Annotated in this window: 14 protein-coding genes; 5 read left to right on the forward strand and 9 right to left on the reverse strand. The window is 73.0% G+C overall.

Going from position 1 to position 14969, the window contains the following annotated elements:
- Positions 1-83: 83 nt before the first annotated feature.
- The 4 genes from BLR33_RS01015 to BLR33_RS01030 all read right to left on the reverse strand — a co-directional run bounded on the left by BLR33_RS01015 (position 84) and on the right by BLR33_RS01030 (position 3227).
- The gene (locus BLR33_RS01015) at positions 84-1067 is read right to left on the reverse strand and encodes a pyridoxal-phosphate dependent enzyme (protein ID WP_093782292.1); all 984 of its coding nucleotides are present in this window, start codon (positions 1065-1067) and stop codon (positions 84-86) included.
- Between the two features lie 253 nt (positions 1068-1320).
- Positions 1321-2181, reverse strand: a complete 861-nt coding sequence (locus tag BLR33_RS01020) for a transglycosylase SLT domain-containing protein (protein ID WP_093782293.1) — start codon at positions 2179-2181, stop codon at positions 1321-1323.
- Between the two features lie 428 nt (positions 2182-2609).
- Positions 2610-2828, reverse strand: coding sequence for a DUF6191 domain-containing protein (locus BLR33_RS01025; protein WP_093782294.1), 219 nt, complete (start codon positions 2826-2828; stop codon positions 2610-2612).
- A 123-nt stretch (positions 2829-2951) separates the two neighbouring features.
- A complete protein-coding gene (locus tag BLR33_RS01030) occupies positions 2952-3227 on the reverse strand; it encodes a hypothetical protein (RefSeq protein ID WP_093782295.1) in 276 nt (91 codons plus the stop codon).
- A 397-nt stretch (positions 3228-3624) separates the two neighbouring features.
- On the opposite strand from BLR33_RS01030, the gene BLR33_RS01035 reads away from it, so the two are divergent.
- Positions 3625-4119 (forward strand): FBP domain-containing protein, encoded by a 495-nt coding sequence (locus tag BLR33_RS01035; protein ID WP_093782296.1) that lies wholly within the window; start codon positions 3625-3627, stop codon positions 4117-4119.
- Between the two features lie 34 nt (positions 4120-4153).
- Here the strand turns inward: BLR33_RS01035 and BLR33_RS01040 are convergent, their stop codons facing one another.
- From BLR33_RS01040 to BLR33_RS01060, 5 genes are read right to left on the reverse strand one after another with little or no spacing between them, the layout of a single operon-like run.
- Entirely contained in the window at positions 4154-5032 is an 879-nt protein-coding gene (locus BLR33_RS01040; protein ID WP_093782297.1) for a Gfo/Idh/MocA family protein, read from the reverse strand.
- Between the two features lie 25 nt (positions 5033-5057).
- On the reverse strand, positions 5058-6260 hold the full coding sequence (locus tag BLR33_RS01045) for an ROK family transcriptional regulator (protein WP_093782699.1): 1203 nt from the start codon (positions 6258-6260) through the stop codon (positions 5058-5060).
- Between the two features lie 31 nt (positions 6261-6291).
- Entirely contained in the window at positions 6292-7158 is an 867-nt protein-coding gene (locus BLR33_RS01050; RefSeq protein WP_093782298.1) for a carbohydrate ABC transporter permease, read from the reverse strand.
- Positions 7155-8126, reverse strand: coding sequence for a carbohydrate ABC transporter permease (locus BLR33_RS01055; protein WP_093782299.1), 972 nt, complete (start codon positions 8124-8126; stop codon positions 7155-7157). The genes BLR33_RS01050 and BLR33_RS01055 overlap by 4 nt, the downstream gene beginning before the upstream one ends.
- Positions 8127-8158: 32 nt before the next feature.
- Positions 8159-9562: an ABC transporter substrate-binding protein gene (locus tag BLR33_RS01060; RefSeq protein ID WP_093782300.1), complete on the reverse strand. Its 1404-nt coding sequence runs from the start codon at positions 9560-9562 to the stop codon at positions 8159-8161.
- A gap of 152 nt (positions 9563-9714) precedes the next feature.
- Here BLR33_RS01060 and BLR33_RS01065 point away from each other — a divergent pair, with 152 nt between their 5' ends.
- From BLR33_RS01065 to BLR33_RS01080, 4 genes are read left to right on the forward strand one after another with little or no spacing between them, the layout of a single operon-like run.
- Entirely contained in the window at positions 9715-10761 is a 1047-nt protein-coding gene (locus BLR33_RS01065) for a zinc-dependent alcohol dehydrogenase (RefSeq protein ID WP_093782301.1), read from the forward strand.
- Between the two features lie 29 nt (positions 10762-10790).
- Complete coding sequence (locus tag BLR33_RS01070; protein WP_093782302.1) at positions 10791-11591, forward strand: sugar phosphate isomerase/epimerase family protein; 801 nt, start codon at positions 10791-10793, stop codon at positions 11589-11591.
- Complete coding sequence (locus BLR33_RS01075) at positions 11588-12946, forward strand: MGH1-like glycoside hydrolase domain-containing protein (protein ID WP_093782303.1); 1359 nt, start codon at positions 11588-11590, stop codon at positions 12944-12946. Before BLR33_RS01070 ends, BLR33_RS01075 begins: the two co-directional genes overlap by 4 nt.
- Positions 12943-14925, forward strand: a complete 1983-nt coding sequence (locus BLR33_RS01080) for an amylo-alpha-1,6-glucosidase (protein WP_093782304.1) — start codon at positions 12943-12945, stop codon at positions 14923-14925. Before BLR33_RS01075 ends, BLR33_RS01080 begins: the two co-directional genes overlap by 4 nt.
- The last annotated feature ends 44 nt before the right edge of the window (positions 14926-14969 follow it).

Raw genomic sequence — 14969 nt, forward strand, 5'->3', positions numbered from 1 at the left:
GGCTGCCGGAGTGGCACAAAGGTGGCACCGCGGATCGTACCCGGAGACACCAGGCAACCCTGGGCATCTCGGGCAGCCGTGCCTCAGGCGACGGCGGGGGCCTGCGCGCACAGCTCGGCGAAGCGCTTGGTGTCGATGTTCCCGCCCGACAGCACCACGCCCACCCGCGCGGGCAGCCTGCCCGCCTTCCCGGCCAGCAGCGCGGCGAGCACACTGGCGCCGCTGGGCTCGAGGACGATTTTCAGCCGCTCGAAGGCGAACCGCATGGCCGCGCGGATCTCGTCCTCGGAGACGGCGACGACCTCGTCCACGAGCCGCCGGTTGATCGAGAAGGTCAGCTCGCCGGGAGTCTCGGCGGCCAGGCCGTCGGCGATGGTGCGCGGCACCGGGATGGTGACGCGCTCGCCGGCCGCCAGGGAGCGCCGGGTGTCGTCGCCCGCCTCGGGCTCCACGCCGACCACGCGGATGCCGCCGTCCAGGCCCTTGGCAGCCGTGGCGCTGCCCGCGATCAGGCCGCCGCCGCCCACCGGGGTCAGCAGCGCGCCCAGCTCGCCCGCCTCCTCCAGCAACTCCAGGGCGGCGGTGCCCTGGCCGGCGATGACGTGCGGGTGCTCGTAGGGCGGGATGAGGGCCAGGCCGCGCTCGGCGGCCAGCGCCCCACCGATGGCGACCCGGTCGCCGGTGTAGCGGTCGTAGGTGACGATCTCGGCGCCGTAGCCGGCTGTGGCGGCCATCTTGGAGGCGGGGGTGTCCTCCGGCATGACGATCACGGCGCTGCTGCCCAGCTCGCGGGCGGCCAGCGCGACGGCCTGGGCGTGGTTGCCGGAGGAGTAGGCGGCGATGCCGCGGGAGAGCTGCTCGGGCGACAGGCGGGAGGCGGCGTTGTAGGCGCCGCGGAACTTGAAGGCGCCGATCCGCTGGAAGTTCTCGCACTTCAGCAGCACCTCGGCGCCGGCGATCCGGTCCAGGGTGCGCGAGCGCAGCACCGGGGTGCGGTGGGCGACACCCTTGATCCGCTCCGCGGCGTCGCGGACGTCGTCCAGGGTGACCGGGCCTGCCTGTGTCATCTGCGCGTACTCCCTTGCGGCGCGGTGGTCGCGGTGCGGCCGGGCGGGCCGCCCGGCCGGCGCGGCCGCCCCCACCGCAGCGCCGAAGGGCGGGCCCGCACGCCGACGGTAGTACGCGGCCCTGCCGCTCCCCCGGCCGGGTGGCCGATCCGGTGCCCGCGCGGGAACCGCACATGGCCGCAGGGCGGCGGGGCCGGGTCTCGGTCCCGCCGCCCTGCGGCGGTGGTGCGGTACGGACGCGGCCGGGGGCCGGTCAGTACGCGGAGTTGACGTTGTCCATCGAGCCGTAGCGGTCGGCGGCGTAGTTGCAGGCCGCGGTGATGTTGGCGACCGGGTTGTAGATGTTCCACGAGGTGCCGGCGACGTGGTAGCGGTCGAACGTCGGGTTGATCACCTGCAGCAGGCCCTTGGAGGGGATGCCGTTGCGGGCGTTGATGTCCCACAGGTTGATCGCCTTCGGGTTGCCGCTGGACTCGCGGATGATGTTGCGGTGGATGCCCTCGTACGTGCCCGGGATGTGGTGGGCGTGCATGATCGCCAGGGACTGGCGGATCCAGCCGTCGAGGTTGTTCGGGTAGGTGGCGGCCACCGGCTTGGCGGCGGGCTTGGCGGGCTTGGCCGCGTGCGCCTTGGCGTGGTGCACCGCGGGCCGGGCGGCCGAGCGCGAGGCCGGCTTGGCGGCCGTGTGCTCCTTGGCGGCGGCCGCCTTCTTCGCGGCTGCCTTCTTGGCTGCCGCCTTCTCGGCGGCTGCCTTCTCGGCGGCTGCCTTCTTGGCGGCGTTCTGCTGGGCCACCTGCGCGGCGTGCTTCTTGGCTGCCGCGGTCAGGTCGACCTTGGGCTGGGCGCTCGGCTTGGCCGCGGGGGCGGCCTTCGGCGCGGCGAAGCCCGTGGTGGCGCCCATTTCCTTCACGTGCTGACCGGTGGAGACGCTGAACCCGGTGGCGTCGCCCGCCGCGGTCGCCGATCCGGCCCCGGCGGTCGCTTCCAGGCCGACCACTGCCAGCACGACCGCGGCTGCGGCGCCTGCGCCGGCAGCGGTGATCTTGTGCTTCTTCGACAGGCGGTTGAACTTGGCAACGGCGGGGAGCTTCTTCGGGATCGTGGGGAGCTGCATGCGGGATGAACCTCTTCCGTTTGGGGACTCGTGAATTGTTAGAGGTTCCGAATTCAAGGGTCAAAGGGGACATCTACGGACAATCCCGTAGATGGTTCCGGAAGTGGTTCGCGGCACCCGCACTGCCGCTGGACTGCGGCGGAAGCGGTGGGAGAACGGCTACTAATCCCGTTCGTAAGTGAGCTGCGTTACGTCGAGGGAATCACACAGGGGCCCTTTTCCGCGCGCGGCACGTGGTCGCACGAGTGCGGGGTGTAGCCGAATTCGGGCCCATTTACCGGGCGGTTCCGCGGCGCTTTTCCAGGAGTTCGGGGCGGCCTTTTCCGGGGGCTGTCGCACGCGGTGTCGCAAGGTGGTCGGCCGGACACACGAAGAGGGCGGGTCCGTGGTGCCGGACCCGCCCTCTTCGACGCTCTGTGTGCCGCCTGTTACCCGCCTTGTGCTTCGTCGCCCTCCTGCGGCGAGGACTCCTCCTCGTCGGGGTCGCGCCGGGGCGCGCGCACGACCACCGCGCCGGAGTCCAGATCTATGGGACCGCGCGAGGGGTCGGAGCTGCCCTCCTCGTCCCGGGTCAGCTCCAGCCGATTGTGCTCGTCCTCGGTGTGCTGGCGGCCGGGGTTGAACAGCTGCTCAAAGACGTTGAACACCGTGACCTCCCTGGGCCGCGCACGCGGCACACCCCCAGCGTAAGTCGCCGCCGCCGAAAGCCTCCCACCTGTGAGGCAGGAGTCACTTCCCGTGAGCTGCGAGGTGTCGGAGGCGCGTGGGGTTCACGGCGACGGCGGGCGCCAGTCGGGGGCGAGCTGGCACTTCATGTAGTGGACCTGGGCCCAGCGTTGCCAGACGTCGGCCCGCACCGACGCCTCGCCGGTGGCGAACCGGTCGCACTCGGTGCAGTCGGGGCGGGGGGACGGGACCGTCTTGTGGTCGTCGAGGTGGTGGGTGGCCCAGGCGTAGAGGAGCGCGCCGGGACTGGGCGTGGCCGGATCGCGGAACCGCGCCCGTAAATCCCGGCACCGCACACACGCCACACCCGCATCCCCCATGACACCGATCACATCAACCAGACTAGGACGTGCGGCGGGGCCGTGTACGCGGGTCGCCCGAAAGAATCAGAGCGCGACCGTGAGCCCCTGGCCGGCGGGCCCGCCGCAGGGCCGCTCCCGGACTGCCCGAACAGGCGGCGCGGCCTGGGCCGTACGGGCAGCGGCGGCCGTCCCGCACCGGAAGTGAAGGCTCCGTGAAGAGCCCCGACCGGTCGGCGCGGGCCGTCAACGGCCGTATTCCGCGCCCCCGTTCGGGGGTGGGCAGCCGACTGTGCCAGAGCCGTTGCCAGAGCACGCACGCGAGCCCGGGGTTCCCGGGACCCCGCGGCCGCGGGTTCGGACCGCGCCCACCGGATATCCCTTTGCCCGGGCGCCCGGGACATGTTTGGCTCGCTGCGTGAAGCCGTTGACCGAGCAGCAGATCCGCGCGTCCTTCGTCAACTGCTCCCGGGGCGAGGCCAAGCGGCTGCCCGTCCCGCGCGAGCTGGCCGATGTCCCCTGGGAGCACCTCGACTTCCTCGGCTGGCACGACCTGGGCGCCCCCGACCGCACCTACCTGGTGGCCGAACGCGAGGGCGACCCGGTGGGGATCACCCTGCGGTTCGCCTCCCAGCAGCGCGGCTACCGGCACCGCAGCATGTGCGCGCTGTGCCTGACCACGCACCCGGGCGACGGCGTCTCCCTGATGGCGGCCGCGAAGACCGGGGCGGCGGGCCGCCAGGGCAACACGGTGGGCACCTACATCTGCACGGACCTCGCCTGCTCCCTCTACGTCCGGGGCAGGAAGCCGGTGGCCCCGGGCGGCCGCATGGAGGAGTCGCTGACACTGGACGAGCAGATCGCCCGCACCCGCACCAACCTCTTCGCCTTCATCGACCGCCTGAGCGCGTGACCGCCCGGGTCCCCAACCTCACAAGGCACTACGCCTAGGGCGTGGCCATCGCGATCAGTTCTTGCAGGCGCAGGCCGTGGGCGGCGGTGAGGGGGCCGGGGACGCCGCTGCGGACGGCCGCGGCGAACTCCTCGCGCAGCAGGGGCCAGCTCTCCTGGTGGCCGGCGCCCGCGCTGTCCCAGACCACCTCCTCGCTCTCGCCGAGCAGTTCGATCCGGGTGCGGGGGCGGGGCAGCCGGACGGCGCCGGACAGCGAGGCCTGGCTGACGGCGCCGTTCTCGTGCCGGCAGCTCAGCTCGACCCAGCGCCGGGGGTCGCCGGTGGCCCGCACCGAGACGATCGGGCCGACCGCCGCGTCGAGCAGGTCGAGCAGGTGCGGGCCGAGGTCGAGCAGCGCGCCCTCCTTCAGCCGCCAGCCGGTCGCCATCTCGCCGTCGAGGAAGGCCCCGTGCAGGTAGCACGAGCGGGCTCCGGTGACCTTCGTCTGCCGGGCGCGGGCCAGGAAGGCCCTGGTGGCCGGGTGGTAGCGCTTGGTGAGGACCATCTGCGAGACGACGCCGCTCTCGGCGACGGCCTGCGCGACCGCCCGGGCGCCTGCGAGGTCGGCGCCGAGCGGCTTGTCCAGCAGCAGGGCCTTGCCGGCGCGGGCCGCCCGGACGGCCAGCGGCGCCTGCACGGCCGGCGGCACCGCGAAAGCGACGGCCTCGCAGCGCTCGAAGAGCTCCTCCACATCTGCCACGGCGACCGCCCCGTGGGCGCCTGCCAGGGCGGCGGCGGCCTCGGACCGCCGGGCCCAGACGGCAGTCAGGTGCGTCTGGGGCCCGGCGGCGAGCATGGGGGCGTGCATGGCGCGCGCCCAGGGTCCGGCGCCGATCAGTCCGACGCGGACAGGTGCCGAGGCGTTGCTGGTCACAGGGGGTGCTCCGGGAGACGGGGGGTCAGGCGGTGGCGGTGGCAAGGGAGTCCAGGCGCCGGTCGGCCTGCTCGGGTGCGTACAGGTGCTCGACGACCATGGCGGTCGCTCCGGCCAGGGCGGCGCGGTCGCCGAGTCGCGAGGTGACGATCTGCAGGCTGCGGGTGGCCCGCGGCAGCGCCCGCTGGTACATCAACTCGCGGACGCCGGTGAGGAACTGGGTCTCGGCCAGGTCCCCGGCGATCATCAGCACGCCGGGGTTGAGCAGGGTGACGGCGGTGGCCAGCACCTCGCCGCAACGCTGGCCCGCCTCGCGGGCGAGCCGTACGGCGTCGGGCTGACCGTCGTCCAGCAGGGCGCGCACGTCGGTGCCGGACTCGGCCGGCACGCCCGCCGCGGCGAGCTGGCCGGCCACCGCCCGGCCGCTGGCGACGGCGGCGAGGCAGCCGTAGGAGCCGCACATGCAGCGGGCGTCGGAGCGGTCGTGCAGGCGGATGTGGCCGAGGTCGCCGGCTCCGCCGTCGATCCCGCGGAAGACCTGACCGCCGATCACCACACCGGCGCCGATCCCGGTGGAGACCTTGACGAGCATGAACGTCGAGCAGTCCGGCCAGCCGCCGCGCTGCTCACCCAGCGCCATCAGGTTGGCGTCGTTGTCGATGAGGACGGGCAGCGACTGCGGGGTGCCGGCCTGCTCGGCCAGGGCGGCCCGCAGCCGGTCGCGGATCGGGTAGCCGTCCCAACCGGGCATGATGGGCGGGCGGATGACCAGACCGGAGTCGAACTCGACCGGCCCCGGCACCGACAGGCCCGCCCCGCAGACCGCGGCGGCGGTCCGGCCGCTCTCGGCGAGCAGGCCGGCGAACCAGCCGGCGAGTGCCGTGAGGACGCTCTCGGGCCCGTCGGCGACCCGCAGTTCGCCGCGCCGCTCGGCAAGGACGGTGCCCGCCAGATCGAGGACCGCGGCGTGGCCGTGGGTGGTGTCGAGGTCGGCGGCGAGCACCACGGCGTGGCCGGTGTCGAACGTCAGGCGTACCGAGGGGCGGCCGCCGGTGGACAGCTGGCCCGGGGTGGAGGCGAGCCAGCCGGCGGCGAAGAGCTGGTCGAGCCGGTGTCCGACGGTGGAGCGGGACAGCCCGGTGAGGGCCTGCAGTTCGCCCCGGGTGCCGGCCTGGCCGGTGCGGATCAGCTCCAGCAAGTGCCCGGCGGTACTGCGCGACGCTGCCATCGGGGCCATCGGCTCGGTTCTCCTCATGGTCTCAGCTCTTGTCCGCACCGGTGGTCAGCCCCTCGGTGAGGAACCGCTCGGCGGCGTAGAACAGGACTATCACGGGGATGGTCAGCACCACCGATCCCGCCATGAGGACCGTCGTCGGCACCTCGATGGCGTTGTCCATCTGGGAAAGCCCCAGTGAGACCGTCCACTTGGACGGGGTGGCGGCCAGGAAGAGCAGCGCGAAGAGGAATTCGTTCCAGGCGATCATGAACACGTACAGCCCGGTCGCCATGAGCGAGGGCGCCGCGAGCGGCAGCACGACCCGCCACAGGATCTGCAGCCGCGAGCAGCCGTCGAGCGCGGCCGCCTCCTCGATGCTGACCGGCACCGTGCTGAAGTAGTTGCGCAGCATGTAGATCGACACCGGCACGGTCTGCGCGATGTAGACGACGGCGAGGCCGACCAGGCTGCCCTGCAGCCCGATCCTGGAGAACATCACGAACAGCGGGACGGCGAGCAGCGTGGCCGGGAAGAGGTAGACGGCCAGGAACAGCGCGCTGATCTGCCGGCTGCCGACGAACTTCAGCCGGCTGATCGCCCAGGCTCCCGGCACGGAAGCGGCGAGCGTGAGGACCACCGTGCCGAGCGAGACCAGCGCGGAGTTGCGCAGCATGCCGAGCAGTCCCTGGCCGCCCTTGGACGTCGGTTCCAGGATCGTCCGGTAGGTGCTGACGGTGATCTCGTGCAGCGGCACCCACAGCGAGCCGGGGTGCAGCAGCAGCTGCCCGGTGGGCCGGAAGGAGAGCATCACCATGTAGTAGAAGGGGAAGAGCGTGGCGATCAGCAGGGCCGCGATGACGACCCAGCGCAGGGTGCCGAAGAGCCGCTCCTCGAACTGTGCCCGGCTCATGCCTCCTCCTCCTGCACGCGCTTGGCGAAGAATCCGAAGTAGACGCCGAGCAGCACCATGAGGATCACGGCGAGGACGAGGGCCTGCGCGGCGGCGGCGCCGACGTCGTAGCTGGCGGTCAGGAAGTTGTAGACCCGTACCGAGACGACCTCGGTGCCGGAGTCGCCGCCGGTGAGCAGGTAGACGTCGTCGAACTTGTTGAAGGTCATGATGAAGCGCAGCACCGACAGCAGCGCGATGACCGGCATCAGCTGCGGCAGCAGGATGTAGCGGAAGCGCTGGGTGAGCGTGGCGCCGTCGACCTCGGCCGCCTCCTCGATGCCGGCCGGGACCGCCTGGAGGCGGGCGAGCAGGAAGAGGAAGGCGAAGGGGAAGTAGCGCCAGATCTCGAAGGCGACGACGGTGAGCAGCGCCAGCGGCAGGTGGACGTGCCAGCCCAGCAGGTCGGCCCGGTAGCTGCTGGTGGACAGGAACGCGATCGGCTTGTGCCAGCCGAGCAGGTGGGCGCCCCAGTTGTTGATGATGCCGGTCTGCGGGCTCAGCGCGGTCTCCCACACGAAGGTGACCGCGACGACCGGCGCCACGTAGGGCAGCAGCATGGTGCTGCGGACGATGCCGCGGCCGCGGAACGGGCGGCGCAGCGCGAGTGCGGCCACCAGGCCGAGCGCGATGGAGCCGACGGTGCCGCCCACGGTGTAGACGAGGGTGGTGCCGAGCGAGCTCCAGAAGCCGGGAGCGGTGAAGACCTGCCGGAAGTTGGCGGTGGTCCAGTTGCCGAACAGCCCCATGCCCTGCAGGTCGATGAGCTTGGCATGCTGGAAGGCGAGCAGCACCGTCCACAGGATCGGCAGGATGACGATCACCAGGACCACCAGCAAGGTGGGCGAGACGAAGGCCAGTCCGGCCCGGTTCTGGGCGCGCTGGGTCGGGGAGGGCCGGCGGCGGGTGCCGCCGGTGGCTGTGCTCATGGGTGTTTCCTCGGGTGCGAGGGTGCCGCTGGTCACCGCAGCGTCTTCTGCAGGGCGGAGACCGCGTCATTCGCCTGCTGGGCGGCGGACTGCGGGGCCAGGTGGTCGCCGCCGGTCATGGCGCCGATGGCCTTGGGCACCGGCAGGGAGCCCTCGGTGGCGCCGACGAGCGCGCCCTGGCCCTGGGTGATGCCCCAGCGCTGCATGTTGGTGACGCCGGCGAGGATCTGGTCCAGGAAGGAGGCGGGGAAGAGCTTGTCCATCGGCTCGAAGCTGCTGACGCCGATCTTCATGGACCGCCAGTCGGTGACGTACTTCTTCGGGTCGGCGGCGGTGCCGTTGCGGACCGGGATCTTGCCCTCGGGCTCCATGCCGAGCCAGCCCTCGTAGCCGCTGGACATCATGAAGGAGACGAACTTCTCGGCGGCGGCGGTGTGGGCGGTCTTGGTGATGGTCCACGAGGAGATCTCGCCGAACTGGGCGGGCGCGGCGCCGTCGGGGCCCTTGACGGCGGTGACGATGCCGGAGTTCTTCGACAGGAAGCTCTTGTCGGCCTTGCACTGGGGGCAGTTGGGCAGGACGTCGTCGCGCAGCCCGGCCAGGGAGTCCAGCAGGTAGGTGGACCAGACCACCATGGCGGACTGGCCGGCCTGGTAGGTGGCGCGGGTGGTGTCGACGGTCTGGGTGCCGGCCGGGCCGGTCTTGGCGAGGTCGTCGTAGGTCTTGAACGCCTGGACGCAGCTCGGGCTGGTCAGTGCGACCTTGCCCGCGGCGGTGGCCATCTGGCAGCCGTTGGCGACCGCGAAGTCCTCGAAGCTCTGCTGGGTGAAGACGTCCTTGGGATCGGTGGCCAGCGAGATGCCGGTCATCGAGCCCTTGTCCAGGGTCCGCGCCGCCTGGGTGATGGCCTGGTAGGTGTCGGGCACGGGCAGGTGGGCCTTGGCGAACAGGTCCTTGCGGTAGACGAGGATCTGCTGCCAGGAGTCGCTGGGCACCGCGAGCGGCTTGGCACCGTCGCTGGTGAGCTTCAGCGCGTTGGCGTTGAACGTCGAACGGCCCAGGCCCGCCAGGACCTTGGCGGTGGCGTCGGTGTCCAGCAGCCCGTTGCTGTACATCTGCCAGACCGGGGCGAGCGGGATGCCGCCCATCACGTCGGGGAGCTTGCCCGCGGCCGCGGCGGACTCGACCAGCTGCGGCAGCTGGCCCTCGTCGACGCCGACCAGCTTGACCTTGACACCGGTCTGCTTCTCGAAGGTGTCGACGAGCTTCTGCGTCACGGCCATCCGGGCCGGCAGGTTCTCCTCGCTCCACACCGTGAGCGTGTTGCCGGAGCGCGGGCCGGAGCCCTGCCCGCCGCACGCGGCCAGCAGTCCGATGCCGACCGCGGCCGCGGTACCCGCCGCCAAGCTTCTGCCTCTGAGCGACCACATGAGCATGAACCGTCCTCACTTGCACGCCTTGCGTAAACGTCGTGTTGCATAACAGCACCACTTTTGCTTGTTGACAAGACTTAAGTCTGAGATATCTTCGACACAAGTCAGCAGCATCTGACTGTTCATGACCCGCAACCCGTAGCTCCGGAGTCATCGTGGAACGCATCGTCCAGTTCACCGGTCCGCGCACCGTGGAGGTCGCGAGCATCGCCCCGGAGCCGCTGCCGCCGGGCCATCTGCGGGTGCGCACCCGCTACTCGGGGATCTCGGCCGGCACCGAGCTGACGGCGTACCGCGGCACCAACCCGTACCTGACCCGCACCTGGGACCCGGTCGAGCGGCTCTTCCACGACGACGTCGCGGGCATCAGCTATCCGGTCGCCGGGTGGGGCTACTCCGAGGTGGGCGAGGTCGTCGAGGTCTCCCCCGAACTCGCGGGAACCGAGGGTCTGCCGGTGCCGGGCGACCTGGTCTGGGGCATCTGGGGCCACCGCAGCGAGGGCATCGTGCCCGCCGAGCGGATGGTGGGCCACCGACTGCCCGCCGGGCTCGAACCGCTCGCCGGCGCATTCGCCCGGGTCGGCGCGATCGCGTACAACGCCGTCCTCGCCGCGGACATCCACCTCGGTGAGGACGTCGCCGTCTTCGGCCAGGGCGTCATCGGCCTGCTCACCACCCGGCTGGCCCGGCTCAGCGGCGCCGCCGTCACCGCGGTCGACGCCCTGGAGACGCGGCTGGCCGCCGCCCGCGGCTTCGGCGCCGCGCACACCCTCGACGCCCGGCGGGGCAAGGTCGCAGAGGCCCTGCGCGGCCTGACCGGTGGCCGGGGCGCGGACCTCGCCATCGAGATCAGCGGCGCCTACCCGGCCCTGCACGAGGCGCTGCGCTCGGTCGCGCCCGGCGGGCGGGTCGTCGCCTCCGGCTTCTACCAGGGCGAGGGCGTCGGGCTGCGCCTCGGCGACGAGTTCCACCACAACCGGGTCCAGCTGGTCTGCTCCCAGATCGGCGGGGTGCCGCCGCAGGTCGCGCACCGCTGGAGCGTGAAGCGGCTGCAGCGCACCTTCCTGGAGCTGGTGGCCCGCGGCGAGGTCGACACCGCCGCCCTGGTCAGCCACCGGGTCCCGGTCGCCGAGGCGGCCGGCGCGTACGCGCTGCTCGACGAGCACCCCGCCGACGCGCTCCAGGTCGTCCTGGAATTCTGAGCCGCCCCGCCGATCCGAAAGGCCCTTCCATGCTCAAACTCGCCTGCCAGGAGCAACTGCTGCCCGGCGACACCCTCCAGGCCAAGTGGGACTTCGCCCAGGCCGCCGGCTACGACGGCATCGAACTGCGCGGCAAGGGCGACCTGCACTTCCGCGACCGGCTGCCCGAACTGCGCCGGGCGCTCGCCGACGGAGTGGTCATGCCGACGGTGTGCGTGGACATGCTGCACTTCTTCGGCGCCTTCGACGCCGAGCAGCGCCGCGACGCGATCGAGCAGATGAAGTCCCAGCTGAGTGTCATCGCCGAGATCGGCGGCCTCGGCGCCCAGACCCCCGCCTCGTACGGGATGTTCTCGCGCCGGCTGCCGCCCTTCGAACCGCCCAGATCCGAGGCCGAGGACCGCGAGGTGCTGCTGGCCGGACTCGCCGAACTCGGCGAGCACGCCCGGGCCGAGGGCGTCAGCCTCTTCCTGGAGCCGCTCAACCGCTACGAGGACCACATGGTCAACCGGCTTGAGCAGGCCGTCGACCTGATCCGCGAGGCAGGATCGGACGCGGTGCGGATCGGCATCGACAGCTACCACATGAACATCGAGGAGGCCGATCCGGCTGCCGCGATCCTGGCCGCCGCCCCGTGGATCGGGCACGCGCAGGTGAGCGACTCCAACCGGTTCCAGCCCGGTGCGGGGCACCTGGACTGGCCGGCGTGGCTGGGCGCGCTGGACGCCGTCGGCTACAGCGGCTGGCTGGCGGCCGAGTGCCGGCTGACCGGCGACCCGCGCGACGCGGTGCGCTCGGTGCCCGGCTTCCTGCGGCGGGCGGCGGGATGACCACCCTTCTGCAGAGCGGCGCCCGGGACACCGGGTGCGACCACGGACGGCTGCGGGCCGCGGCCGCATCCGTGCTGCTGGGCAACTGGAACGGGACGGGCACCGTGCCCTCCCGCTCCCTCTACCCGCACCAGTGGAGCTGGGACTCCGCCTTCGTCGCCATCGGGCTGCGCCACCTGTCGCCGCGACGGGCCCAGCAGGAACTCGAGTGGCTGCTGGGCGCCCAGTGGGCCGACGGCCGCATCCCGCACATCGTCTTCAACCCCGCCGTACCCGCCGGGGCGTACTTCCCCGGCCCCGACTTCTGGCGCTCCTCGGCCGCCGGAGGGCACCGCGGCGCCCCCGCGTTCGCCGAGACCTCGGGGATCGTGCAGCCGCCGGTGCACGCGCTGGCCGCGTGGCTGGTGCACCGGGCGGACCCGCACGAGTCGGTCCGCCGCGGCTTCCTGCCGCGCCTGGCGCCCAAGCTGGACGCCTGGCACCGTTACCTGGCCGGCCACCGCGACCTGGGCGGTCACGGCCTGGCCGCGATCATCCACCCCTGGGAGCCGGGCCTGGACAACAGCCCCTGCTGGGACGCCCCGCTGGCCCGCGTCACCCCCGCAGCCGAGGACTCCTACCGCAGGGTCGACCTCGACCACAGCGTGGCCGCGGACCGCCCCACCGACCTGGACTACGCCCGCTACGTCCGGCTCGCCCGCGACTACCGCGACAGCGGCTACGACGACGCGGCCCCGCACGCCTTCCGGGTCGAGGACCCAGGCTTCAACTCCCTGCTGATCGCCGCCGAGTACGCCCTGGCCGACATCCTGCGGGCCGTGGGCGGCGACCCCGCCCCCGCGCTGGAGCGCGCCGAGCGGCTGACCGCGGCGCTGACCACCCGGCTGTGGGACGCAGGCCGCGGCATCTTCGCGCCGCGCGACCTCGGCAGCGACCGCCTGCTCCCGGTCGCCGGCGTGAACGGACTGCTCCCGCTCGCCGTACCCGGTCTGCCGAGCGCCTTCACCGACGCCCTCGTCACCACCGCGACCGGCGAGCGCTTCGGCCTGGGCCGCACGCACATGGTGCCCAGCTACGACCTGACCGGCGCCGCGTTCGACGCCAACCGCTACTGGCGTGGGCCCAGTTGGTTCAACACCGCCTGGCTCGTCCACCGCGGCCTGCAGGCGGCCGGCACCCCCGTGACCCGCCGGCTGGCCGACGACCTGCGGGCGGGCGTGCTGCGTGACGCCTGGCGCAGCGGCTTCGCGGAGTACGTCAACCCGCACACCGGGGCCGGGCGCGGCATCAAGGACTTCAGCTGGACCGCGGCACTCGCCCTGGACCTGCTCGCCGGGCAACAGGAGGACCTTTGAGCACCGACGGCACCACCCGCGTCCTCGTCGACCAGGGCACTTTCGCCGTTCTCGCCCCCGACGGCGACATCCGTGACGCCGCCGGGACCTCACCCGAGGGGCTGTTCCTGCGCGACGCCCGGCACCTGAGCCGCTGGCGGCTGACCGCGGGCGGCCGGGCGCTCACCGTGCTGACCGGCGGGGCCGGCACGGCCGTCCTGGTCCTGCCCGGCACCCGGGACGAGCCCTCGCCCTTCACGGTGCTGCGCGCCCAGGCCGTCACCGCCGGCGCCCTCGTCGAACGCCTGACGGTGCTCAACAACCTGCCGCGCCCGGTCACCGCCGAACTGGAGCTGCTCGCCGACGCCGACTTCGCCGACCAGTTCGAGCTGCGCTCCGACCGCCGCCGCTACGACAAGCCCGGTGGAGTACGTCAGGCGGCGCCGCACCCGGCGGGCGTCTCCTTCCGCTACCGGCGCCCGCCGGACTGGTCGGCCGGGACGACGGTGACGGCCGACCCGCCGCCGGACACGGTGGCACCCGAGGCGGGCGCCGCGACGGCCCACCGGCTCTCCTGGCGGCTGCGGCTGCCCCCGCACGGCAGCGCCCGGATCCGCGTCACCGCCCGCGCCCTGGCCGGGGGCCTACTGGCCGTCGAGGACACCGCGGCCGGCGGCGCCGTGCTCGACCCCGACGCCGTGCGCGCGCACCAGGCCCGCGAGACGGCGGAGTTCGTCGGTGCCGCACCCGGCCCGGCCGACCGCGCCGACCGTACCGGCCTGCCGGGCCTCGCCCACGCCGTCCGGCAGGGACTCACCGACCTGGCCGGGCTGCGGGTGCCCGCCACCGGACCGGACGGCGAGCCGCTGCGGGTGCCGGGCGCCGGAACGCCGTGGTTCCTCACCCTGTTCGGACGGGACTCGCTGCTCACCTCCCTCTTCTGCCTGCCCTACCGCCCCGGGCAGGCCGCGCACACCCTGGCCGCGCTCGCCGCCGCGCAGGGCACCCGCGAGGACCCCGCCCGCCTCGAACAGCCCGGCCGCATCCCGCACGAGTTGCGGTACGGGGAGCTGGCACACTTCGGCCAGGTGCCCTACGGCCGCTACTACGGCTCGGTGGACGCCACCCCGCTCTTCCTCGTCCTGCTCCAGGCGTACACCGAGCAGACCGGGGACACCGCGACGGCCCGGCGGCTGGAGCCGCACGCCCGCGCGGCGGTGGAGTGGATGTTCCGCGACGGCGGGCTGCGGGACCGCGGCTGGCTGGTCTACCGCTCCGACGAGCAGGCCGGCGGCCTGGCCAACCAGAACTGGAAGGACTCCGCCGGCGCGGTCTGCTTCGCCGACGGCACCCAGGCCACCGGCGCCATCGCGGTCGCCGAGGCCCAGGGGTACGCCTACGACGCGCTGCGCCGCACCGCGCACCTGGCCGCCACGGTGTGGGGGGACCCCGCCTGGGCGCGGTCGTTGGACCAGGCCGCGGCCGACCTGCGCCGGCGCTTCCCGCAGGAGTTCTGGCTCGCGGAGGCCGACTTCCCCGCGCTCGCCCTCGACGGCGAGGGGCGCAGGGTCGACGCCCTGGCCTCCGACGCCGGCCACCTGCTGTGGTCGCGCCTGCTCGACCAAGGGCGCGCCGAGCGGGTCGCCCGGCGGCTGCTCGCGCCGGACTTCTTCTCCGGCTGGGGCATCCGCACCCTCGCGTCGGGCCAGGCGCCCTACCACCCGCTCTCCTACCACCGCGGCGCCATCTGGCCGCACGACAACGCGGTGATCGCTCTCGGCATGGCCGTGCACGGCCTGGCAGCCGAGGCCCGCGAGGTCGCCGAGGCGCTGCTGTCCGCCGCCCGCCCCCACGGCTGGCGCCTGCCCGAGGTCATCTCCGGCTACGGACGCGACGTCCACCCCGACCCGGTGCCCTACCCCCACGCCTGCTCCCCCCAGGCATGGGCGGCAGCAACCCCCCTGGCCCTGCTCACGGCAACGAGCCCGCCAGGGCGGTAGGGAAGGATGCGTGGAGCCTCGAGCGCCTCCATGCGGGACGTTGT

This window comes from Actinacidiphila guanduensis (genome assembly GCF_900103985.1).
Lineage (GTDB): Bacteria > Actinomycetota > Actinomycetes > Streptomycetales > Streptomycetaceae > Actinacidiphila > Actinacidiphila guanduensis.

Excerpts from the sequence above, each read along its gene's own strand:
- BLR33_RS01015 (WP_093782292.1), bottom strand. The coding sequence starts at position 1,067 with ATGACACAGGCAGGCCCGGTCACCCTGGACGACGTCCGCGACGCCGCG.
- BLR33_RS01020 (WP_093782293.1), bottom strand. The coding sequence starts at position 2,181 with ATGCAGCTCCCCACGATCCCGAAGAAGCTCCCCGCCGTTGCCAAGTTC.
- BLR33_RS01030 (WP_093782295.1), bottom strand. The coding sequence starts at position 3,227 with ATGGGGGATGCGGGTGTGGCGTGTGTGCGGTGCCGGGATTTACGGGCG.
- BLR33_RS01045 (WP_093782699.1), bottom strand. The coding sequence starts at position 6,260 with ATGGCAGCGTCGCGCAGTACCGCCGGGCACTTGCTGGAGCTGATCCGC.
- BLR33_RS01050 (WP_093782298.1), bottom strand. The coding sequence starts at position 7,158 with ATGAGCCGGGCACAGTTCGAGGAGCGGCTCTTCGGCACCCTGCGCTGG.
- BLR33_RS01055 (WP_093782299.1), bottom strand. The coding sequence starts at position 8,126 with ATGAGCACAGCCACCGGCGGCACCCGCCGCCGGCCCTCCCCGACCCAG.
- BLR33_RS01060 (WP_093782300.1), bottom strand. The coding sequence starts at position 9,562 with ATGCTCATGTGGTCGCTCAGAGGCAGAAGCTTGGCGGCGGGTACCGCG.
- BLR33_RS01070 (WP_093782302.1), top strand. The coding sequence starts at position 10,791 with ATGCTCAAACTCGCCTGCCAGGAGCAACTGCTGCCCGGCGACACCCTC.
- BLR33_RS01075 (WP_093782303.1), top strand. The coding sequence starts at position 11,588 with ATGACCACCCTTCTGCAGAGCGGCGCCCGGGACACCGGGTGCGACCAC.